The organism is Rhizobium sp. SVR5-9E (genome assembly GCF_056755095.1).
Genome location: NZ_JBNDHS010000015.1, coordinates 36,380 through 58,018 on the forward strand (window position 1 = coordinate 36,380; position 21,639 = coordinate 58,018).

22 protein-coding genes and 1 tRNA gene are annotated in these 21,639 nt (G+C 60.5%); 19 read left to right on the forward strand and 4 right to left on the reverse strand.

The window, feature by feature from the left end:
• The first annotated feature begins 43 nt into the window (after nucleotides 1–43).
• The 10 genes from nagZ to ACPYOJ_RS10250 all read left to right on the forward strand — a co-directional run bounded on the left by nagZ (nucleotide 44) and on the right by ACPYOJ_RS10250 (nucleotide 9,125).
• The gene (nagZ, locus tag ACPYOJ_RS10205) at nucleotides 44–1,057 is read left to right on the forward strand and encodes a beta-N-acetylhexosaminidase (RefSeq protein WP_481416143.1); all 1,014 of its coding nucleotides are present in this window, start codon (nucleotides 44–46) and stop codon (nucleotides 1,055–1,057) included.
• Nucleotides 1,058–1,078: 21 nt separating this feature from the next.
• Nucleotides 1,079–1,942 carry a segregation and condensation protein A gene (locus ACPYOJ_RS10210; protein WP_481416144.1) on the forward strand — a complete coding sequence of 288 codons (864 nt, stop codon included), beginning with the start codon at nucleotides 1,079–1,081 and terminating at the stop codon, nucleotides 1,940–1,942.
• 13 nt (nucleotides 1,943–1,955) lie between these two features.
• Nucleotides 1,956–2,642, forward strand: a complete 687-nt coding sequence (gene scpB, locus ACPYOJ_RS10215; RefSeq protein ID WP_481416183.1) for an SMC-Scp complex subunit ScpB — start codon at nucleotides 1,956–1,958, stop codon at nucleotides 2,640–2,642.
• Between the two features lie 184 nt (nucleotides 2,643–2,826).
• Nucleotides 2,827–3,018 (forward strand): twin-arginine translocase TatA/TatE family subunit, encoded by a 192-nt coding sequence (locus ACPYOJ_RS10220; RefSeq protein ID WP_168829465.1) that lies wholly within the window; start codon nucleotides 2,827–2,829, stop codon nucleotides 3,016–3,018.
• 48 nt (nucleotides 3,019–3,066) lie between these two features.
• Nucleotides 3,067–3,711 (forward strand): Sec-independent protein translocase protein TatB, encoded by a 645-nt coding sequence (tatB, locus tag ACPYOJ_RS10225; protein ID WP_481416145.1) that lies wholly within the window; start codon nucleotides 3,067–3,069, stop codon nucleotides 3,709–3,711.
• Entirely contained in the window at nucleotides 3,708–4,535 is an 828-nt protein-coding gene (tatC, locus tag ACPYOJ_RS10230) for a twin-arginine translocase subunit TatC (protein ID WP_481416146.1), read from the forward strand. The genes tatB and tatC overlap by 4 nt, the downstream gene beginning before the upstream one ends.
• 102 nt (nucleotides 4,536–4,637) lie before the next feature.
• Complete coding sequence (gene serS, locus ACPYOJ_RS10235; protein WP_481416147.1) at nucleotides 4,638–5,921, forward strand: serine--tRNA ligase; 1,284 nt, start codon at nucleotides 4,638–4,640, stop codon at nucleotides 5,919–5,921.
• A 4-nt stretch (nucleotides 5,922–5,925) separates the two neighbouring features.
• The gene (gene surE, locus ACPYOJ_RS10240) at nucleotides 5,926–6,693 is read left to right on the forward strand and encodes a 5'/3'-nucleotidase SurE (protein ID WP_481416148.1); all 768 of its coding nucleotides are present in this window, start codon (nucleotides 5,926–5,928) and stop codon (nucleotides 6,691–6,693) included.
• Between the two features lie 4 nt (nucleotides 6,694–6,697).
• The gene (locus ACPYOJ_RS10245; RefSeq protein WP_481416149.1) at nucleotides 6,698–7,351 is read left to right on the forward strand and encodes a protein-L-isoaspartate(D-aspartate) O-methyltransferase; all 654 of its coding nucleotides are present in this window, start codon (nucleotides 6,698–6,700) and stop codon (nucleotides 7,349–7,351) included.
• 172 nt (nucleotides 7,352–7,523) lie between these two features.
• A complete protein-coding gene (locus tag ACPYOJ_RS10250) occupies nucleotides 7,524–9,125 on the forward strand; it encodes a peptidoglycan DD-metalloendopeptidase family protein (protein ID WP_481416150.1) in 1,602 nt (533 codons plus the stop codon).
• A 77-nt stretch (nucleotides 9,126–9,202) separates the two neighbouring features.
• On the opposite strand, the gene ACPYOJ_RS10255 is transcribed toward ACPYOJ_RS10250, so the two are convergent.
• Nucleotides 9,203–10,075, reverse strand: coding sequence for an ATP-binding protein (locus tag ACPYOJ_RS10255; protein ID WP_481416151.1), 873 nt, complete (start codon nucleotides 10,073–10,075; stop codon nucleotides 9,203–9,205).
• Between the two features lie 201 nt (nucleotides 10,076–10,276).
• Between ACPYOJ_RS10255 and yajC the strand changes: the two genes are divergently transcribed.
• The 5 genes from yajC (at nucleotide 10,277) to ACPYOJ_RS10280 (ending at nucleotide 14,997) form a co-directional block, all read left to right on the forward strand.
• Nucleotides 10,277–10,624 (forward strand): preprotein translocase subunit YajC, encoded by a 348-nt coding sequence (gene yajC / locus ACPYOJ_RS10260; protein WP_168829473.1) that lies wholly within the window; start codon nucleotides 10,277–10,279, stop codon nucleotides 10,622–10,624.
• A gap of 42 nt (nucleotides 10,625–10,666) precedes the next feature.
• On the forward strand, nucleotides 10,667–13,198 hold the full coding sequence (gene secDF / locus ACPYOJ_RS10265; protein WP_481416152.1) for a protein translocase subunit SecDF: 2,532 nt from the start codon (nucleotides 10,667–10,669) through the stop codon (nucleotides 13,196–13,198).
• 2 nt (nucleotides 13,199–13,200) lie between these two features.
• Nucleotides 13,201–13,587 (forward strand): Mth938-like domain-containing protein, encoded by a 387-nt coding sequence (locus ACPYOJ_RS10270; RefSeq protein ID WP_481416153.1) that lies wholly within the window; start codon nucleotides 13,201–13,203, stop codon nucleotides 13,585–13,587.
• Between the two features lie 18 nt (nucleotides 13,588–13,605).
• Nucleotides 13,606–14,442 carry a phytoene/squalene synthase family protein gene (locus ACPYOJ_RS10275; protein WP_481416154.1) on the forward strand — a complete coding sequence of 279 codons (837 nt, stop codon included), beginning with the start codon at nucleotides 13,606–13,608 and terminating at the stop codon, nucleotides 14,440–14,442.
• 84 nt (nucleotides 14,443–14,526) lie between these two features.
• Nucleotides 14,527–14,997 (forward strand): hypothetical protein, encoded by a 471-nt coding sequence (locus ACPYOJ_RS10280; protein ID WP_481416155.1) that lies wholly within the window; start codon nucleotides 14,527–14,529, stop codon nucleotides 14,995–14,997.
• Between the two features lie 3 nt (nucleotides 14,998–15,000).
• Here ACPYOJ_RS10280 and trmFO read toward each other — a convergent pair whose 3' ends face one another.
• Nucleotides 15,001–16,434 (reverse strand): methylenetetrahydrofolate--tRNA-(uracil(54)-C(5))-methyltransferase (FADH(2)-oxidizing) TrmFO, encoded by a 1,434-nt coding sequence (trmFO, locus tag ACPYOJ_RS10285; RefSeq protein WP_481416156.1) that lies wholly within the window; start codon nucleotides 16,432–16,434, stop codon nucleotides 15,001–15,003.
• A gap of 553 nt (nucleotides 16,435–16,987) precedes the next feature.
• Between trmFO and ACPYOJ_RS10290 the strand changes: the two genes are divergently transcribed.
• Nucleotides 16,988–17,758, forward strand: coding sequence for a helix-turn-helix transcriptional regulator (locus ACPYOJ_RS10290; RefSeq protein ID WP_481416157.1), 771 nt, complete (start codon nucleotides 16,988–16,990; stop codon nucleotides 17,756–17,758).
• A 535-nt stretch (nucleotides 17,759–18,293) separates the two neighbouring features.
• Here the strand turns inward: ACPYOJ_RS10290 and ACPYOJ_RS10295 are convergent.
• Together ACPYOJ_RS10295 and ACPYOJ_RS10300 are read right to left on the reverse strand one after the other, a co-directional pair.
• Nucleotides 18,294–18,437 (reverse strand): DUF1127 domain-containing protein, encoded by a 144-nt coding sequence (locus tag ACPYOJ_RS10295; RefSeq protein ID WP_168829480.1) that lies wholly within the window; start codon nucleotides 18,435–18,437, stop codon nucleotides 18,294–18,296.
• A gap of 297 nt (nucleotides 18,438–18,734) precedes the next feature.
• Nucleotides 18,735–18,881, reverse strand: coding sequence for a DUF1127 domain-containing protein (locus ACPYOJ_RS10300; RefSeq protein ID WP_168829481.1), 147 nt, complete (start codon nucleotides 18,879–18,881; stop codon nucleotides 18,735–18,737).
• 665 nt (nucleotides 18,882–19,546) lie between these two features.
• Between ACPYOJ_RS10300 and ACPYOJ_RS10305 the strand changes: the two genes are divergently transcribed.
• From ACPYOJ_RS10305 to ACPYOJ_RS10315, 3 genes are all read left to right on the forward strand, one after another.
• The gene (locus ACPYOJ_RS10305) at nucleotides 19,547–20,650 is read left to right on the forward strand and encodes a DUF2157 domain-containing protein (RefSeq protein WP_481416158.1); all 1,104 of its coding nucleotides are present in this window, start codon (nucleotides 19,547–19,549) and stop codon (nucleotides 20,648–20,650) included.
• Nucleotides 20,647–21,237 carry a GDYXXLXY domain-containing protein gene (locus ACPYOJ_RS10310; RefSeq protein WP_481416159.1) on the forward strand — a complete coding sequence of 197 codons (591 nt, stop codon included), beginning with the start codon at nucleotides 20,647–20,649 and terminating at the stop codon, nucleotides 21,235–21,237. The genes ACPYOJ_RS10305 and ACPYOJ_RS10310 overlap by 4 nt, the downstream gene beginning before the upstream one ends.
• 143 nt (nucleotides 21,238–21,380) lie before the next feature.
• A tRNA-Leu gene (locus ACPYOJ_RS10315) sits at nucleotides 21,381–21,465 on the forward strand.
• Nucleotides 21,466–21,639 lie beyond the last annotated feature (174 nt).

The following is a 21,639-nucleotide window of genomic DNA, read 5'->3' on the forward strand; positions in this document are numbered from 1 at the left end:
TGACCTTACTCGCCTTTTCGGTGCCAGCATCTATGATTCGCATATGACCGAATCAAAAGCGATGATCCTGGGCTGTAGCGGCCTGTCCCTGACCTCCGAAGAGAAGACCTTTTACAGGGCTGAGCGCCCCTGGGGCTTCATCCTCTTCGGGCGCAACATCTCCGAACCGCAGCAGATTGCCGACCTGGTCGCGGAAATGCGTGAGAGCGTCGGCTGGCATGCACCCGTTCTGATCGATCAGGAGGGCGGACGCGTGCAGCGCATCCGCCCGCCGATCCTGCATCATTATCCCTCTGGCGAAGCGCTCGGAGATATCTACCGCCGGGATCGGGAGCAGGGGCTTCGCGCCGCCTGGCTGATGTCGCGACTGCACGCTTTCGACCTTCTCAAGTTCGGCATCGACGTGGATTGCCTGCCTGTTCTCGACGTGCCAGTGGAGGGAAGCAGCAGCGTCATCGGCAACCGCGCCTACGGCGGCGATCCGAAAACCGTCGCCGATATGGGGCAGGCGGCTGCTGAGGGGCTGAAGGCCGGCGGCGTGCTGCCGGTCATGAAGCATATGCCGGGCCATGGCCGCGGCTTCGCCGATTCCCACCACGAACTGCCGGTCGTCGCCGCTTCGCGCAATGAGCTGGAAGCGCATGACTTCCCGCCGTTCATTGCCATGAAGGACGAGTTGATGGCGATGACCTGCCACGTCGTCTTTACGGCGATCGATCCCGACAATCCGGCAACCACCTCGCGCAAGGTGATCGACGGCGTGATCCGGGGGCGCATCGGCTTCAAGGGCCTGTTGCTTTCCGATGATACCTCCATGAATGCGTTGGCCGGAACAATCGGCGAGCGGGCGGCGAATATCATTGCAGGCGGATGTGATATCGTGCTGCATTGTAATGGCCATATGGACGAGATGCAGCAGGTCGTGGCAAACACGCCCATCTTGGTGGGCGCCTCGCTTGAACGGGCAGATGCCGTGCTGGCGGGCTTCCCCAAGGCCGATGCGGCGGACGAGGCGGCGATCCGCGCCGAATTCGACGGAATGTTTGCATCGGTCTGAGCGCGAAGAAGAGGAACTGGCTTGAACACGGTGAAGGGCACGGAGCAGACACCGACGGCGGCAACGCCGATGGATAAGCTCTGGGAGGATAACGGCGGCGAGCGCGCGAGCCATGAGCCCGCGCTGGTGATCGACGTTGCCGGTTTCGAAGGCCCGCTCGACCTTCTGCTCTATCTCGCCCGCAATCAGAAGGTCGACCTGTCGCGGATCTCGGTGCTGGCGCTTGCCGAACAGTATCTGCAGTTCGTCGAAACCGCCCGCCGCATCCGTATCGAGCTTGCCGCGGACTATCTCGTGATGGCGGCGTGGCTGGCCTATCTGAAGTCCCGCCTGCTGATCCCGCAGCAGGTCAAGGACGACGGCCCCTCCGGCGAGGAGATGGCCGCAACGCTGGCTTTCCGCCTGAAGCGCCTGGAAGCCATGCGCGAGGCAGCAAGCGGGCTCACGAACCGCAACCGTCTCGGCCGCGATGTCTTTTCCCGCGGAGCACCCGAGCATATTCCGGACCGGCAGCGATCCGCCTACGAGGCGAGCCTCTACGATCTTCTGACCGCCTACGCCTCGCTTCGCCAGCGCCAGGCGGTGACGCAGGTGACGATCGCGCGCCGCAATGTCTGGTCTCTGACCGATGCCCGCGATCTGCTGACACGCATGATCGGGGAGATTGCCGGCTGGACGGCCCTGGAGCATTACCTGCTGCGTTACATGGCATCGCCTGAAGAGCGCGTCACCGCAATCGCCAGTGCCTTTGCGGCCTCCCTTGAACTCGCGCGCGAGGGCAAGCTGGAGATCCGCCAGGAAGGCGCCTTCGAGCCGCTCTATATGCGCCGGGGACCGAAGCACGCGACCCTGCAGGTGGTCGAGCAGGAGAGGCCAGTTGATTGATTTGAGCGAAGATATGCGCAACGAGGTCGCGTCCCGTGAGGATTACCAGGCGGAGGTAGAGGCGGAGCGCATCGCCGAGGCTCTGGTCTTTGCTTCATCGCAGCCCGTTTCGGAGGGCTTCATCGCGGATCGCCTTCCGCGGCATTTCAACGTGCGCGCCATTATGCTCAGGCTCAAGGAGCAATATGCGTCGCGGGGCGTCAATCTCGTCCAGGTGGATGACGCCTGGGCCTTCCGCACCTCTGCCGATCTCTCTTTCATCATTCGCCGTGACGAAAACGAGGTGAAGAAGCTGTCGCGGGCCGCGCTCGAGGTTCTGGCGATCATTGCGTATCACCAGCCGGTGACTCGCGCGGAGATCGAAGATATCCGGGGCGTGCAGACCTCGCGCGGCACGTTGGATGTGCTGATGGAAGCAGGCTGGGTGCGTTTCCGCGGACGCCGCCGCACCCCCGGCCGGCCCGTGACGCTCGGCACCACGCGCGATTTCCTCGATCATTTCGGCCTCGAGGAAATTCGCGATCTGCCTGGACTCGAAGAGCTGAAGGGGGCGGGCCTGCTCTCCGGCCGTATCCCCGCAAACTTCAATGTTCCATCGCCGCTGATGAGCGACGAACTGGCCGAGGACGAAGATCCGATTACGCAGTTGGACCTTGAAGAACTGGGCCTTCTGACCCCTGGCGGCGCCTCTCAAGATTAATGTGATTCGGTCTTTGTTTTGACACCGAGGGCGAAAACAATGCCGATTGCCATAATTCGAGGCCCAGATGACTTGTCATCATGGGCGAACCCATGACATTAAGCGTCAATTTAGGGAGGTTCGATGTTGGAAACGGTGTTGGAAACTCTTACATCGAACGGATAACGCAATAGGAGTATGCGGAATGGGTTCCTTTAGCATGTGGCACTGGCTCATCGTCCTGGCGATCGTGCTGTTGTTGTTTGGCCGTGGCAAGATTCCGGAACTGATGGGCGACGTCGCCAAGGGCATCAAAAGCTTCAAGAAGGGCATGAACGACGACGACGCCCCGGAAACGGCAAAGACCGTCGATCACAAGGCCGACGAAACCAAGTAATAAGCCTGGGAACGGGTGGTTGCCCCACTTCCCCGTCAGGAGCCTTGAATGTTCGATATTGGCTGGACCGAGTTGCTTGTCATCGCGGTCGTTTTGATCGTGGTTGTCGGTCCTAAGGATTTGCCGCCTATGCTCCGCGCATTCGGCAAGATGACGCAGCGTGCCCGCAAGGTGGCAGGCGAGTTTCGCGCCCAGTTCGACGAGGCGCTGCGGGAAGCGGAGCTTGACGACGTGCGTAAGACGATCAGCGACGCGCAGCGGCTCAACCCGGTCAACAGCCTGCGCGAAGCGATGAACCCACTTCGCGAGATGGGTAACGAGATCAAGGCCGACCTGCAGAACGCGACAAGGGTCGACAAGCCCGCGGAGGAGAACAAGACGGAAGTGCCGGTGGCGGCGCCAGCGCCATCGCTCAGCCTTCCGGAAACTCCGCCGATCGTGCCTGCACCCGAAGCGTCGGCCGCGCCTGTGCCGGCAGAACCGGTTGCTGCCGAGAAGCCGAAGGCCGTCCGCAAGCCGCGTGCGGCTGCCGCCGCTGAAAAGCCGGCACCCGCTGCTGTCGTTTCAGCAGCCGTCACAAAGCCGAAGCGCGCTGCGGCCGCAAAGCCGGCCTCGGTAGCCAAGACTGCTTCGGCAAAGAAGACAGCAGCCGCTCCGAAGAAGACGGCCACCAAGAAGAAGGACGAGGCATGAGCGGTGACATCCAAGACAAGCCGCAGCCATTGATCGAACACCTGATGGAGCTGCGCACGCGGCTGATCTGGTCGATCGGTGCGTTTTTCGTCGCCTTCATCGTCTGCTTCATCTTCGCCAAGCATCTCTTCAATGCTCTGGTTTACCCCTACAAATGGGCTGTCCAGTGGGCAGGTCTCGATGTCACGAAGGCGCAGCTGATCTACACGGCTCCGCAGGAGTTCTTCTTCACGCAGGTAAAGGTCGCGATGTTCGGCGGCCTTGTGATCGCCTTCCCGATCATTGCCGCGCAGATCTACAAGTTCGTCGCCCCCGGCCTCTACAAGAACGAGCGCGCAGCCTTCCTGCCGTTCCTCATCGCTTCGCCGGTCTTGTTCTTGATGGGCGGTGCGCTGGTCTACTTCTTCTTCACGCCGATGGTCATGTGGTTCTTCCTGACCATGCAGCAGGCGCCGGGGGAGGGTGATGTCGCAATCTCGCTGCTGCCGAAGGTCTCGGAGTATCTGAGCCTCATCATGACGCTCGTCTTTTCCTTCGGCCTCGTCTTCCAGCTTCCGGTCGTCACGACGCTGCTCGCCCGCGTCGGCTTGCTCACCTCGCAATGGCTCGCCGAAAAGCGCAAGTTCGCGATCGTGCTCGCCTTCATCGTCGCCGCGGTACTGACGCCGCCCGATCCGATGTCCCAGATCGGCCTTGCACTGCCGACGATCCTTCTCTACGAGATTTCCATCTACGCGGCGCGACTCGTGGAGCGCCAACGTGCGGCGCGGGCGGTCGAAGAGGCGAATGGGTCCGCAGATGTTGCCAAGACGGACAGCGTCTGAACGGTTCTCCGGAATTCCCTCCTGAACGCATGTAGAATATCCGGTCGAGGCCCGGTCAGGCTTTGGCCGGATCATGTCTTTTGTAACGACCCCGGAACGACAATGCTCGATATCAAATGGATCCGTGAGAATCCCGAAGCGCTCGATGCGGCCCTTGCCAAGCGCGGTGCCGAGCCCTTGTCCGAAAGCCTGGTTGCGCTTGATGAAAGGCGCCGCTCGGCCATCCAGAAGGCCCAGGACATGCTGTCCCGCCGCAATGCCGCGTCCAAGGAGATCGGCGCAGCGATGGCCCAGAAGAACAGCGAGCTTGCCGAAAAGCTGAAGGCCGAAGTGGCCGAGATGAAGGTCTCGCTGCCGGCGGCCGAAGAGGAAGAGCGCCAGCTGACGGCCGAGCTCAACGATGCACTGTCGCGCATTCCGAACGTGCCGCTCGATGACGTGCCGGTCGGCAAGGACGAGCACGACAATGTCCTGACGCGCACGATCGGTGACAAGCCGCGGTGGAATCATACGCCGAAGGAGCATTTCGAAATCGGCGAAGCGCTCGGCTACATGGATTTCGAGCGCGCCGCCAAGCTCTCCGGTTCGCGTTTCACGGTGCTCACCGGCCAGCTGGCCCGGCTGGAGCGCGCGCTTGGCCAGTTCATGATCGATCTTCACACCGGCGAGCACGGCTATACCGAAGTCAGCTCTCCGCTAATGGTGCGCAGCGAGACAATGTTCGGCACCGGTCAGCTTCCGAAGTTCGCGGAAGACTCTTTCAAAACGACTGATGGCCGCTGGTTGATTCCGACAGCGGAAGTAACCCTGACGAACCTTGTCGCCGGCGAAATCCTGGAGCAGGAAAAGCTGCCGCTTCGCTTCACGGCGCTGACCCCGTCCTTCCGCTCGGAGGCGGGCTCCGCTGGCCGGGACACGCGCGGCATGCTGCGCCAGCACCAGTTTTGGAAATGCGAGCTGGTGTCGATCACCGACGCCGAAAGCTCGATCGCCGAGCATGAGCGCATGACTGCCTGCGCCGAGGAAGTGCTGAAACGCCTCGGCCTGCATTTCCGCACGATGACGCTTTGCACCGGCGACATGGGCTTTGGCGCCCGCAAGACCTACGACATCGAGGTCTGGCTGCCGGGACAGAACACCTACCGCGAAATCTCGTCCTGCTCCGTCTGCGGCGATTTCCAGGCGCGGCGCATGAATGCGCGTTACCGCGGCAAGGACGACAAGGGCACGAAGTTCGTTCACACCCTGAACGGATCCGGTGTCGCCGTCGGCCGCTGCCTGATCGCGGTCCTCGAAAACTACCTGAACGAGGACGGCTCGGTTACTATACCGGACGCGCTGTTGCCCTATATGGGCGGTTTGACGAAGATCGAACGGGCGGCCTGAAGCGATGCGCATTCTGCTCACCAATGACGACGGCATTCATGCCGAAGGTCTCTCGGCACTTGAGCGGATTGCGCGCACTCTGTCTGACGACGTGTGGATCGTCGCGCCCGAAACGGACCAGAGCGGCTTGGCGCATTCGCTGAGCCTCTCCGAACCGCTTCGCCTGCGCCAGGTCTCGAAGAAACACTTCGCGCTGCGCGGCACGCCGACCGACTGCGTCATCATGGGCATCAAGCAGGTCATGGACATCAAGCCGGACCTCGTGCTGTCAGGCGTGAATTCCGGCTCGAACGTCGCCGACGACGTCACCTATTCCGGCACCATAGCCGGCGCCATCGAAGGCACGATGCAGGGCGTGCGCTCCTTTGCGCTGAGCCAGGCCTATGTCTATTCCGATGGCGCGCGCATCGTGCCGTGGGAAGTCGCCGAAGCGCATGCGCCGGCCCTTCTCGACAAGCTGATGCATGTCGAATTGCCGGAAGGCACCTTCTTCAATCTCAATTTCCCGAACTGCCGTCCGGAAGACGTGCAGGGCGTCGAAGTCACCGCCCAGGGCAAGCTCGCCTTCAACCTGCAGGTCGATGCACGCTCCGACGGCCGTGGCTTCCCATACTACTGGCTGAAGTTCGGCGAGCGCGCCGGCGACTTTTCCGACGGCACGGATATTCACGCGCTCAAGCATAACAAGATTTCGGTAACACCTTTGAAACTGGATCTGACCGATTATTCCGTAAGGGACCGCGTGGCGCGGGCGCTTTCTGGTACGGAGTAACGCTTTGACAGTACGGCAGGTCGAGAAGGAAGGTTTCGCAGCGCTCGTCTTGAGGCTGCGGTCCGAAGGCATTTCCGATATTAATCTTCTGACGGCCGTCGAGCAGACGCCGCGCGCGCTGTTTGTACCGCCGCAATTTGCCGACGATGCCTATTCCACCCGCACGATTCCGATCGAGTGCGGCTCGTTCCTGGAAGGCGTCGATCTCGCCATCCGCATCCTGCATCATCTCAAGGTAAAGCCCGGCCAGCGCGTGCTCGAAGTCGGCACCGGCAGCGGCTTCATGGCTGCCGTCATTGGCCGCATGGCCGAGCGCGTCCTGACGATTGATCGCTACAAGACCCTGACGACGAACGCGCAGCGCCGCATGGACCAGCTCGGTCTGCGCAGCATCATCGTGCGCCACGCCGATGGCAGCAACGGCCTGCAGGGCGAGGGGACGTTCGACCGCATCCTCGTGACGGCCGCCTTCAATTCCATGCCCCGCTTCTACGCGGACCAGTTGGTTTCGGGCGGTTCGATGATCGCGCCGCTGATGATCACCGAGGATCAATGCCGTATGGTCCGGCTGACCAAGACCGGCAGCCGGTTCGAACGCGAAGAGCTTTTCGAGGTCCCTTATCTGCCGATTGTCCCACGGCTCGCGTCCCAGCTCTGAAGCCTTCCACGCCGGCGTTTCCAAGGACGTCAGCAGCTGCGAGTTTTCACCCGCAAAACTATGGTTATCAATTCCTCAAAAATATCCGCTTGATTTGAGCGCCTTAACCGGGTGGTAACACTAACGCGCTTTAATATACCCACAAATGGTTGAGTAAATAGTGGGTCGTGTCATGCGTTACAGCGTTTCGCCGAGATTCGGAAAGTCGGCCGGTAATCTTATGTTTGTGGCCCTGCTGGCGAGCGCCGCGACCGGCTGCAGCTCAGATGTGACACGTTTCGGCGGCCTATTCGCCGGCTCTGGTCAGGATCAGATGACGACAGGGTCGGTACCGCGCCGGAGCATGAGCGGCCTGCAGAGCGACCCAGTCCCAACCGCTGATCTTCAACCCGGCATGACGCAGCCGTCTTACAATTCCAGCAATGTCGCTATGAACCAGCCCTATCCAGCGAGCACCGGAACGGTTCAGTCCAACGCCCGAATGGCTTCGGCCCCCGTCTCGGTCCAGCGCTCCGACCTTGCGCCGCCGACGGGAGCATCGCCATCGATGCCTTCTCGGGAAAAGCAGGTCGCTATGGCACAGCCGTTCCCGGCCGCTCCGTCGGTCACCGAAGCGCCGCGGCGCACTCAGCCGGCTCCGAAGCTTGCCGCGCCCGATCCGATCACAACAGGCACGACTCCGAAGGCCTCCGGCTGGTCTGCGTCCAATGCGCCCTCCGTCATGGTTCGCCCGGGAGAAAATCTCGCGTCGCTTGCAAGACGTTACGGCGTTCCCGAAAAGGAAATTCTCCGCGCCAACAACATGAAGTCGGCCGCGGCCATCAAGCCGGGCGAAACGATCCTCATTCCGACCTTCAATGGCGGCAGCAACGCCGCCAAGGCTTCCGCGCAGGTGGCTGATTTCTCCAAGGGCGGCAAGCTTCCGCAGCCTTCGAAGGTGCCCGAACAGAACGTTGCGGTGTTGCCGGGCACAGGCTCTGCGCGCGACAAGTCGCAGACCGGAGCGGATCCCGCGACCGGAAAGGTCGCTTCCGGTGCCGGCAAGGGGCCGAATGCCGGTGGCGGTACCTATACCGTAAAGCCGGGCGACTCGCTCGCCAAGATCGCCAAGGTGACAGGCGCCAGGGTCGACGACATCAAGGCGGCGAACAACCTTTCCGCAAGCTCGATCCGCATCGGTCAGACGCTGACCATTCCGAACGGCTCCGCATCTGCCGATCAGACGAAAACCGCCTCTATCCCGGTCAAGGCGCAACCGAAGCCTGTTTCGCCCGCGGCATCCGCTGCGGCCGAGACGGCTTCCGCCCAGCCCGCCTCCTACACCCCGGCTGCCACGCAGACGGTCGATGAAGTCGAGAAGAAGGCGGATGTCGCCTCCGCCGCACCGGAATCGACCGGCATCGGCAAATACCGCTGGCCGGTCCGCGGCGCGGTCATCGCTGCCTACGGCGCCAACGTCAACGGCAGCCGCAACGACGGCATCGACATATCGGTGCCGCAGGGCACGCCGATCAAGGCCGCTGAAAACGGTGTGGTCATCTATGCCGGCAACGGCCTGAAGCAACTTGGCAATACCGTCCTCGTTCGCCACGACGACGGCACTGTCACCGTTTACGGCAACGCCGATACGCTGAGTGTCGCTCGCGGCCAGAAGGTGCAGCGCGGCCAGACCGTTGCCGTCTCCGGCATGAGCGGCAGCGTGAAGCAGCCGCAGGTCCACTTCGAAGTCCGCAAGGACGCATCGCCGGTCAATCCGATCACATTCCTCGAGTAGGTCAAGCGTCTCGGGAACATGCAAAAGCCCGGCTTGCCGCCGGGCTTTTGTCGTTTTGCTACGCCTGTGGCGGCTGCCTAGTCGCGGGCGAGGATGATGCGCATGCGCCCAGCGAGATCCTGTATGTACTGCCAGGCGACGCGGCCGGAGCGCGCGCCACGCGTGGTTGCCCATTCAAGCGCCTCTGCATGCATCTTCTCGCGATCGAGCGTCAGCTTGAAGTAATCGGCGTAACCGTCGATCATTGTGAGATAGTCTTCCTGGCTGCATTTGTGGAAGCCGAGCCAGAGGCCGAAACGGTCGGAAAGCGACACCTTCTCCTCGACCGCCTCCGACGGATTGATCGCCGTCGATTGCTCGTTTTCCATCATATGCCGCGGCAGCAGGTGACGGCGGTTGGATGTCGCGTAGAAGACCACGTTGTCCGGCCGCCCCTCGACGCCGCCGTCGAGCGCCGCCTTCAGCGACTTGTAGGCAGTATCGTCATGATCGAAGGAAAGGTCGTCACAGAAAACGATGACGCGATGCGGCGTTTCCTTCAGAAGGTCAAGCAGCGTCGGCAGGCTTGAGATGTCTTCGCGATGCACTTCGACAAGCTTCAGGGAAACGCCGCTTTCCCGGCGGACATCCTCATGCACCGCTTTGACCAGCGACGACTTGCCCATGCCGCGGGCACCCCAGAGCAGCACGTTATTGGCTGGAAAGCCCTCCGCGAAGCGCACGGTATTTTCGTGCAGAATGTCGCGCACATGGTCGACGCCGCGAATGAGCTTCAGCGCCACTCTGTTCGGCCGCGGGACGGGCTGCAGATGGAGACGGGCGGGGGACCATACGAAACAGTCGGCGGCATTCCAGTCGTTGATGCCAGGTCTTGGACCTGCCAGCCGCTCGACGGAATCAGCAAGCCGCTTCAGCTCCTGCAAAATGACGCTGTTCAGTTCCTCGGCCATCGTATGTCTCCTGAATTCCGTTGCGGTTGCCAGCCTTGGGGTTTCGACGCGAGGTAGCATGGCCTTTCCACAGCGGAAAGGTTATGACACAGGGGAATCGGTACGGCTTCAGGCTGTTTTTGTTGCATTCGTTCTTGCCGCAACTATAGTCCGGCCACCTGAATAGGCGGATATACTCGCCACGCATCTGAGGAGCTTATCATGTTTATCACCCCGGCATTTGCCCAGGCCGCTACGGACTCCGCGGCGTCGCCATTCGGCTCCGGCTTCGAAATGATCATCCTGTTCGTGCCGCTCATGGTCGTGTGGTACTTCCTGCTGATCCGCCCGCAGCGAGCCCAGGCCAAGAAGCGTGCGGAAACGCTGAACGCCATCCGTCGCGGCGATCAGGTTGTCACGGCCGGCGGCCTCGTCGGCAAGGTGACGAAGGTTGTCGACGATAAGGAAGTTGAGGTCGAAATCGCCGAAGGGGTCCGCGTCAGGGTGGTCCGCAGCGGTATCGCCGACGTTCGCGTGAAGGGCGAACCGGTAAAGGCCGACGCCGCGTAGTTCCGGCAGGCAGAAAAGCCGGATCAGAGTGTCGAGACCATAATGCTCCATTTTTCCCGTTGGAAAATCGTTCTGATCTGGCTGATTGTCTTGGCGGCGGCGGTCGTGGCCGCCCCCAATTTTGTCCCGGATGCCTCGCTTCCGAGCTGGCTGCCCCACAAGCGGGTAACGCTTGGTCTCGACCTTCAGGGCGGCTCTCATATCGTGCTGAAGGTGGAGCGCTCCGATCTTGTCAAGGAGCGGCTCGAAAGCACCGTAGCAAGCGTGCGCGGCAAACTGCGCGAGGCCGGGATCCGCTATACCGGTCTTGCAGGCACCGGACAGACCATCCAGGTCCGTATCACCGATCCGAGCCAGCTCGATCAGGCCGTCGGCGTCTTGACGCCATTGACGCGTCCGGCCGCTGGCGGCGGGGATCCGGATGTCACCCTCTCGAAAGCAAATGACGGGCAGCTGACGCTGCAGATCACCGGCAAAGCAATCGACCGCAACCTCGCGGAAGCCTTGAAGCAATCGATCGATATCGTCGGCCATCGCGCCATCGAGGCCGGCGGGATTGATCCGGTCATCGAAACTCCCGGGCCGGATCGGTTGACCGTTCAGGTGCCGGGTCTTGCCGACCCGCAGAGGTTCAAGGATCTGCTAAGTCAGGAAGGCCGGCTCTCCTTTCACCTGATCGACAGCAGCATGTCACCCGAGGATGCGATGGGCGGCAACATGCCGGCACGTTCGCGGATCGTCTATTCGGGGGATGACCCGCCGGACGCGTATCTGGTCGAGCGCGCGCAAGTCCTGTCGTCGGCGGATCTCCGCGATTTCCAGATCCAACCGGGAGCCAGCGAAGACAGTTCCAACCTCACCTTTCGCTTCAGTCCCGAGGGCGCGAAGCAATTCGCGGAACTGACGCAGAACAATGCCGGGCGGTCGCTGGCAGTTCTATTGGACGATCAGGTGATCGCGACACCGGTTATCCGCGAACCCATCACAGTTGATACCGGCCTGATACCACTCGACTATTCAACGGAGGAGGCAGAGGACCTTGCCGCGATGCTCCGTTCCGGCCCACTTCCCGCGACTCTGACCATCGTCGAAGAACGGACGATCGATCCGGGTCTCAGCGCCTCGTCCATTCACTCCGGTCTCATCGCCGGGATTATCGGCGCCGTTCTCGTCGTTGGCCTGATGGTGGCGCTTTACGGCGTTCTCGGCGTGATTGCCGCTGCCGCTCTCGCAATCAATCTCATGATGATCTTCGCCGTCCTCACGCTGCTCGGCGCACCGCTGACCTTGCCCGGGGTTGCGGGCATCGTGCTGATGATCGGCATTGCAGTCGATGTCAGCGTCCTGATCTACGAGCGCATCCGCGAGGAGGCCCGAAGCGGCACGCGCGTCGATCAGGCGATTCGGGTGGGGTATTCGAGAGCCTTTAGGACGGTCGTCGATGTCAACATCACGACCCTCCTGGCCGCGGCAATCCTCTTCTACCTTGGGAGTGACGCAATCCGTGGCTTCGCCGTGACGCTTGCAATCGGCATTTTGACCACGGCATTCACCGCTTTCGCCTTCACGCGTCGTCTGGTCCTTGCCTGGGTGCGCCGCCGGCGTTTGAGGCATTTGCCTAAGAGCGTGCACGCGGACGTCTTCGATGGCACGCGCATCCGCTTTATAGGCATCCGCCGCTACAGCTTCACCGCGCTTGCGGCTCTCTCGCTCGCGGCCATGCTGGCCGTGACCACGATCGGCATGAATCTCGGCATCGATTTTACCGGCGGCTCGTTCATAGAGGTAAAGTCGAAGCAGGGGCCGGCTGATCTTGAGGATATCCGTGCCCGGCTGAGCGAGCTGAACCTCGGTGAAGTCCAGGTCAGACGCCTCCGCGATGCCTCAGGCGCCATGATCCGTATCGAAGCGCAGGGCGGCGGCGAAAATGCCGAGCAGTCGGCCATAACACTCGTGCGCAGCGAGCTCGCGGATCAATATGATTTCCGCCGCGTCGAAGTTGTCGGCCCCGCGGTTTCCGGTGAGCTGACGAAGACTGCAACACTCGGCATCCTTGCCGCGCTTGCCGCCATTGTCATCTACATTTGGCTCCGTTTCGAATGGCAATTCGCGATCGGTGCGATCGTCGCGACACTGCACGACGTCATTCTGACACTCGGTTTCTTCGTCGTCACCGGCATTGAATTCAATCTGACAAGTATCGCAGCCTTGCTTGTTATCGTCGGCTACTCGCTGAACGATACAGTCGTCGTTTACGACCGCATGCGCGAGAACCTCAGGCGCTACCCGCAGATGCCGCTGCCGATCCTCATCGACGCCTCGATCAACCAGACGCTGTCGCGCACGATCCTGACGGCGGCTACGACGCTGCTTGCGCTGCTTGCGCTTGTTCTCTTCGGCGGCGAGGTCATTCGATCCTTCTCGCTGGTCATGTTCTTCGGCGTTGCCGTCGGCACCTTCTCCTCCATCTATATTGCCGCGCCGGTGTTGATCCTCTTCAGGCTTCGGCCGAAAGCTTTCGATGAGGATGAGGACGCGGCAGCCGACGAAAGATCCGGAAAGGCCCCAGTGTAGTCATGGCTAGAGGCATAGAAATCCGCGAGGCGCATTTCCCCGGCCGCGCTCCCATCGACGCATACGGCAACGGCGGCTTTCGCTTTGCCGACATGTCCCATCGCGGCTCCATCCTATGCCTTCCCTCCGGCGTCTACGGCTGGGATATGGACATGTCGAAGCCGCTTTCGGTCGAGAATTTCAAGAAGGTGCTGGCAGAGGCTGGAGACATTGAAGTTCTGCTGGTCGGCACGGGCACAGAGCTCCGCCGGCTGCCGCAGGAGCTGAAGGATAGGCTGAAGGCTCTGGACATCTCTTCCGACCCGATGAGCACTGGCGCAGCTGTCCGCACCTTCAACATCATGCTTGCAGAATCCCGCGCCGTCGCAGCGGCTCTGATCGCGGTCTGACCAATGACGGACAAGCCGATGAGCAACCAGGACATCTGCCTGGCAATGCTGCGAGACAGCGATCGCGACCGCTATCTGGCCTGCCTGCTGTCTCCCGAGGACAAGCGCGGTGCGCTTGCAGCCCTGTACGCCTTCAATGCCGAACTCGCGCGCGTTCGCGATCTGGTGCACGAGCCGCTGCCCGGCGAAGTCCGCATGCAATACTGGCGCGATCTCCTGGAGGGTAGCGCCCACGGCTCCACGCAGGCCAATCCTGTCGGCGCAGCCTTGTTGAGCGCGATCGAGGCACACCGCCTGCCACGCCAGACGCTGGTCGACATGGTCGATGCCCGCATCTTCGATCTCTACGACGACCCGATGGAAACACGCACGTCGCTGGAAGGCTATGCCGGGGAAACGGCATCGGCGCTGATTCAGCTTGCGAGCCTTGTCCTGTCAGCGGAAGAGGCCGCGAAATCTGCCGAGGCGGCGGGCCATGCGGGCGTTGCGCAGGCGGTCGCCGGCATGCTGCTGTTGATGCCGCTGCACCGCCATCGGGGGCAGCTTTACATTCCGCTCGAAATCCTGAGCGCCACGGGGCTCGACCGCGACAGCTTCCTCGCAGGCAAGGATAAAGCACGCATTTCGGCCGCGATCGAAGCCTTCGCAGGTCTCGGCCGCGATCATCTGGCAAGAGCCCGCGCTGTCGCGCTCCCACCGGCCGTTGTCCCGGCCTTCCTGCCAGCTACGCTTGCCGGGCCGGTCCTGATGAAGGCCCAAAAGGCCGGTGCCTCGGTCTTCGAGCAGTCGCTGCAGCCGCCGCAATGGCGCCGGCAGCTGAGCATGACCTTGGCGCTGATGCGCAGGAAGATCTAGGGTCAGGCCCTAGCCTGTTCACACTCGCGCAAGCCTGGAGTGCTAGGGGTGAATGACCGCTAAGCTGGAATTGGAGAAACGGCGTTGAGCATTATCGTCTGGTGCATTCTGTTCGCCCTCGTGGTTCTCCTTGCCTTCGTCGCCACCCGAATGGCTGTCCGGAACAAGGATGAGGAGGGCTTTCGAGACACCGGCCTCGCCATTCTGGAGTTCAACCGCGCCTTTCCAAACGAGGCAATCCGCCAACTCCAGGCGACCGCCGACGGCCAGGTGGTTTTCGTTCGCCTGCATGACAACAAGGCGGGCTTCATGCGCAACATGCACCGGCATTTTTCCTGCCACGTGCTCGAGCCGGGCAGGGTGCGGGTAGTCAGTTCTGAAACGGGCAGGGGGCTGGTCATCGATTTCCTCGATCACCCGCATCACAACGGCGCCTTGGAATTCGCTTCCGCCAAGGAAGCCTCAGAAGTGGCGCTCTGGCTGCTCGGCAACTACGTCGCCGATGCCGATCTTGCGCTGCCGCCGGCAGAAAAGCCGGCAGCCAACACTCAATAACGTTCAAGCGCTCTCTGCAACAGGCACGCTCTGGCCGAGCCATGCGGCACAATCGGCAAGCGCCCGCTTGGCGATCAGCTGCCGCTTCATGATGGTCTTGTCCTTGCCGCGGAAGCGCTTGACGCCTTCCGGCTTGACGATGGAGCCCGGCTGCAGTTCCGGGAAGAGACCGAAATTGATGTTCATCGGCTGGAAGGAACGCTTGCCCGGTTCCTCGTCGGTGACGAGATGCCCGCCGGTGATGTGGCCGAGCAGCGAACCGAGAGCGGTCGTTGCTGGAGGCAGCGAAACCGCCTCGCCCCTGCGTTCGGCGGCGGCGAAGCGCCCGGCCAGCAGTCCGACGCTGGCGCTTTCGACATAGCCTTCGCAGCCTGTGATCTGTCCTGCAAACCGCAGTCCGCGCCGGGACTTCAGCGTCAGCGACGGATCAAGCAGCGTCGGCGAGTTGATGTAGGTATTGCGGTGCAGGCCGCCGAGGCGGGCGAATTCGGCGTTCTGCAGGCCCGGAATCATCCGGAAAATCTCAGCCTGGGCACCATATTTCAGCTTCGTCTGGAAGCCGACCATGTTGTAGAGCGTGCCGAGCGCGTTGTCCTGGCGCAACTGCACGACCGCATAGGCCTTCACCGCCGGATTGTGCGTGTTCGTCAGTCCCATCGGCTTCATCGGGCCGTGGCGCAGCGTCTCACGGCCGCGTTCCGCCATCACTTCGATAGGCAGGCACCCGTCGAAATAGGGCGTGCCTTCCCATTCCTTGAAGCCCACGGTGTCGCCGGCAATCAGCGCATCGACGAAGGCGTTGTACTGCTCTTCGTTCATTGGGCAGTTGATATAGTCCTTGCCGGTGCCGCCGGGACCGACCTTGTCGTAGCGCGATTGATACCAGCAGATATCCATATCGATGCTGTCGCGATAGACGATCGGGGCGATCGCATCGAAGAAGGCAAGCGCGTCCGCACCCGTTTCTTCCTGGATTGCAGCAGCGAGGGACGGGGCCGTCAGCGGCCCGGTGGCAACAATCGCCAGGTCCCATTCCTTCGGCGGCAGTCCCGTTATCTCCTCCCGCACGATGGTGATGAGCGGATGCTCATGGATCGCCTTCGTCACCGCGTCCGAAAAACCGTCGCGATCGACGGCGAGCGCGCCGCCGGCCGGCACCTGATGCTTGTCCGCGCACGCCATGATCAGCGAATTCGCCATGCGCATTTCCGCATGGATGACACCGACGGCATTGCTCGTCGCATCGTCGGAGCGGAAGGAATTGGAGCAGACGAGTTCGGCAAGGCCGTCGGTCTTATGGGCATCCGTGCCGCGCACGCCGCGCATCTCGTGCAGGATGACCGGCACGCCGGCCGTTGCGATCTGCCACGCAGCTTCGGAGCCGGCAAGCCCGCCGCCGACGACATGGATGGGAGTATAGGAAGAGGTCTTGTTCATGCGCGGCTGATATCACGCCTGGCGAAAACAGGAAACTCCCGCAGTAAAAAAGCAGGGCTCAGGGCGGCCGTTTTTTGCCTGCTGGTCTCCGTGAGGACGCCGTCGGCATGTGTGCCGTTTCGATGAGGAATACCCCAGAACCTTCTTGTTATCTCTAAGGGGCGCCCTTGCTGAGCCGCCAGTTTTACATGCTCAACATTGCGAGCCGCTTCTTCAGTAAGAAGATCTTCAATTCATGCAGACGCAAGCGAAATACCAAAATAGCTTTTGATTTATTATCACAGTACGGATACCATTTCTTAGTAAGAATACTGAGAGACATACGCGGATTTCAGTCTTAAATAAGCAAAATGCAACCGTAACACTAAGAAATATTACTGATGATTCACAAAAACTAACACTTTTGGGCCATTTCCTTCCCGGCCTGTTCATATTACGATAATTAAGAAATGTCTAACTAACTACCGCAGAAACCTGAAACCACACCAATTGGAACATCTTCGCAGCGATTGCTCAGAGGCATCTGTAACGTGTAGCGCCAGGGGAGGCGTAAATGTTCATGACGGCGTCAAAGACGGGGGATGCCGACCAAAGCCGAAAGTTCGGCCCGGCCGGAGACATCATACTGGTTATTGCGAACGCAGATTTGTTCTCTGAGTGTCTGGCAGAGGCTTTGGCAAAGAAATTTGCAGACTGCGAAGTCGTCAGCAAAGGCTATTCAAAGGCCATGCTGGAGAATGAAGCCAACGAAGCCAAGCTCGTGCTCTTCTACCATATACCGGGTTCCGAGCTTAACGAGGCGCTTCAGATCGTACGGCAAAGTCACCCCTCGACATCGATCGGCCTGGTCATTGAAGCGATCGACATGCTGGAGCCCTATGTCAACCGGCTTGTTGAGGCGCGAGTTATCGACGGCGTGCTGCCGCTCAATCTTCGCCTGGACGTTTTCATGGCGGCGGTCGACCTTCTGATGAAGGGCGGCGAGCATTTCCCTTCGGCATTGCTCAACCGGCTCACCAACCAGGCCGGGCAACCGGAGAAGTCGCTCTACGAGACAAAGTCCGTTGCGGCGGCTGGAGCGGGTGCGCTCAAGCTTCGCCAGGGCGATCTCTCCGCGCTCACCACGCGCGAAGTACAGATCCTGGATCTGATCTGCAAGGGCACGCAAAACAAGATTATCGCCGATGAGCTGCATCTCTCTGAGAATACAGTGAAGGTGCACGTGCGAAACATCTACAAGAAGATGAATGTACGAAACCGTACAGAGGCCGCCTCGCGCTTCTTCAACAACGAGGCTAACGGCTCGGGCAGGTGGCGGAACTAAGTCGTCGGTCTTTCCGCCATCAGCGCTGGTCGTGCGAAACGGGCGACCTCATCAAACCCGCCGGTGATCCACCGGTCCAATCCAAACAATTTCAGGGTCCGCGCTCACCGATGCCGGCGCTTTGCCACCGGCGTCCACAGCCACGGATATTGCTCGTGCGGGGAACCCGGCAGCCACCCTCTCGTCCGCCTGCCATCCCGACGTGGGGCGGACTGCGCCGAAGCTCAAGCAGATGGAAATACAACCCTTGCTACCCGAATTAAACACCTACTTCGTTGGGTCCAGCAGGGTAATCAGTTAGAAATAACCCATCGTTGGCATAGGGGATGATGCTCGATGCGCTATATCATCAACCTTAAATAGTTTGGATGCGTTGAGAGAGTCATAGTGATTTAAGTATATTAAAAAGTGTGATGTTTTGGTCAGGAGTAATTCTCCGCCCCATCAAGAGTATAGCAAGGTATATACCGCGGCAGTGTCTAAACGAAAACGGCGCCAAAGCGGCGCCGTTTTTGATGTATCACGCTCGAAGCGATTAACGGAACGAGCGGGATGCGATGTTGCGGATGTCGTAACGGGTGATGCCGATATCGGCAAGCGTCTGGTTCGAAAGGTTGCCGAGTTCGCTGATCGTACGGCGATAGCTAATCCAGCTCTTTGCAATGCGGATCGGGTTCATTGTCGTCTTCCTTAGAATGTTGCTTCGCGGACGGCGCCATCGCCGTCTCTGCGCTTGCCATTCATATAGTAGCTCTCTGCGATATTGTGCAGTGCAAAGAAAATGCATCTGCTATGCATTTGTGCAGGATGTGCACGATAAATACGCAAGAGGCATTTCTTGAGCCGTAGACATGCGGAGAATTTTCGCCGCAACCATCGAGGAAGCGGAAATCTCGGCAAAAGAAAACGCCCGTTGCCGAAGCACCGGGCGTTTTTGAAAAAGGAGATCAGCTTGGGAGGACCCTGATCGCCTGAATTAGCGGGCCACTGCCTCGCGAGCAACGCGATGGATGTCCGAACGGTCGATGCCGAGGTCATGCAATTCGCGGTTGGTCATGCGGCCGAGTTCAGTAACCGTCTGACGGTACTTGCGCCAGTTATTGAAAGAGCGTGCGAAGTTCATTTTGGGTCCCCTTTCCTAGGGCTTGCGATCTGCCAGCTGCCGCCGATCGGCGCTGACCTCTATTTGATGAGTGGTATATATGTTGCGCCGCACAGACCTAACAGAGACAAGATTTCATTCCACCTATGCATGGCGCGCAATTCTCTGCAGAAGAATTGAAGTGTTTCGCGGCCTGCTGGTCAATGAATAGGCAGAATGGCCATCCCGAGGCTTGGGGCGAGTGGTGCTTGAAAACCCTCCTGGAGGCCAAACAAAAAGCCCACCGGGGAGGATCCGGTGGGCTCGTTTGAGTGACTGACAACTGGGAGGAGGAGTGTTGCCAGTCTATCGGGAGCGCTGGGAGGAGGAGGGCGCTCTCCGAATTTCGTTACGGACTTATGTCCGCAGGCTTCCGGTAAACCGGGCCGGGCCGCCACGCCCGTGCTTGTTAGCTATCTATATAATAGCGTCAGTCATTATTGTGCAGTGCAATATCATCATGGTGGTCATGCACTCTGCGCATGCCTTAGCTTACGCCGTAATATTAGCTCCGGTCTCGTTAACGCAGAATGAATAATCGCTCCCAACTTAGCATGGGCAAGTCCTGAGTGTTCGGGCAGGGAGATTGCGAAAGACGCTCCGCCATTTATAACGGTATTTAGGAAGCCGTTGGGACGGAGGTAGCAATGTATCGGGGCCGGTTGGAGCGGGATCTTTCGCTTTGGGTCGAGAAGGGTCTTCTAACCGAAACGACGGTCGAACTGTTGCTTGGGGAGTATGACAGTCGCCCCGCGAGCTTCAGTCTCGGCAATGTGCTGATGGTGCTCGCCGCAATCCTTCTGGCTGCTGCGGTCCTGCTGCTTGTCGCGTCCAATTGGGAGGCGATCCCGCGACTGATCCGCGTCGGCGCGATCCTGGCTCTGATCTGGGCCGTTTATCTCGGTGCTGCGTACTTCCTGGCGCGCGGGGCGTCGGCTGTAGCGAGCGGCCTGCTCGTTATCGGCGCCTTGAGCTTCGGCGGCGCGATCTCGCTCATCGGGCAGATGTATCATCTGTCGGGCGACGAGCAGACGGTCATGTATCTATGGTTCGCGGTTGCGGCAGTTACCGCCGCACTGTTCAGGTCGAGTGCCGTCACCGCCACGGCAGGCTTTCTGTCCTGGGGCTCCTTTGCGGTCTATCTATCGGCCTTCGACACGCGTTGGGTTGGCGTCGATCCATGGGCGCCACCGATCATGGCATTGATCACCATCGCGCTGGTCCGCTTCACCGGAGCTGATCGCGCCCGGCATCTGGCCTATCTGCTCGTCGTCGGCTGGCTCACCTGGCTTCATACATTGGATGAGCGTATCGCCGTCGCGCTTGCCTTCGCAATTTGCGGAATGGCCGTCTTCCTCGCACTCAGCGTGCCGCCACTGCGCAATTCCCGTATTGTCAGAAGTGCCGGCGCTGCCCCAGCCTTCTACGCCTTCCTGATTGCCGCCATCGGGCTCCTTTTGCTTCATATGCAGGCGGATGACGGCTGGAGGCTCGTGCTTCTCGGCGTGCTGACGCTTGCCGCGGCCGTGCTCGCGATCGCATTTCAGGGGCGGGACAACGGCGCGGTGCGCTATCTTGCCTACGCCATGTTCGCTGGCGAGATCTTTTACCTTGCTTCGGTGACGGTCGGCTCCATACTCGGAACATCAAGCCTCTTCCTCCTGTCCGGGCTGCTCGTGGCCGTTGTCGCCTGGGTGGTGATCCGGCTTGAGCGGCGCTTCGCCGCGAACTCCGCCGAGGTGGTCCAATGAGCGAATTCTCGTATAAGCTTCGGTTGGCCAGGGGCTATCTCATCGCCGCAGTCATCGCTGCGTCGCTTCAAACGATCATTCTGGGCTATGTGATCGAAAGCCGCGCGGAGATCCTGCGCAGCGGCGCCGAAGTGCTGCTGAAAACCGCTCCTGTCGATCCGCGCGATTTCCTGCGCGGCGACTATGTCGTGCTAAATTACGAAATTTCGTCGGTGCCGGCGCGAACGGTTGTTGGCCCGCTGCCTGCCGAAGCGGGCGAGCAAACGATGTGGGTCCGGTTGAGAAAGCAGCCGGATGGCTTCTGGGGGATCGCCGAATCGTCGTTCCAACCGCTTCCGAAAGGAGCCGAAAGCGTCGTGCTCAAGAGCCGTCCTTTCTATAACTACGCTGTGAATGCAACGGACGACATTCGCCTCGAATACGGGATCGAGCGCTACTATGTGCCGGAGGGCCAGGGCAAGCCGCTGGAGGAGGCCCGGCAGAACGGCAACGTTTCGATTGCGGCCCGCGTATCGGGCGATGGCACGGCACAGATCCGCAGCCTGCTTGTGGACGGCAAGCCATCTTATGAGGAGCCGCTCTACTAACTTCGCTGAAAGCCGCTGTGCACCCTTAAAATCCCTGTCATTTGCCCTTCATTTTTCCTTTGCCTCCTCCAAATCGGGTGATATAGAGACGCCGCGCTCCGGAAGGCCTCATGTGCAGGCATATGCATGCGGTTTTTGAGAACGCGGGTATGGTGAAATTGGTAGACACGCCAGATTTAGGTTCTGGTGCCGCAAGGCGTGGGAGTTCAAGTCTCTCTACCCGCACCAAAGCTGGCTTGCAGGCGGGGGACCGGAAACAGGTGTCCCTCGATTACCCGGCAGAAAAGCGCCGTTCCGCCTCGGGTGGAATGAATAAGAATTGAGAACAAGCCACGCCCGGCAATTTTCCGGCGTCGTGCTCATCGAAACGAACGGCGTCTGGGCACGGCCGCCATGAAATGA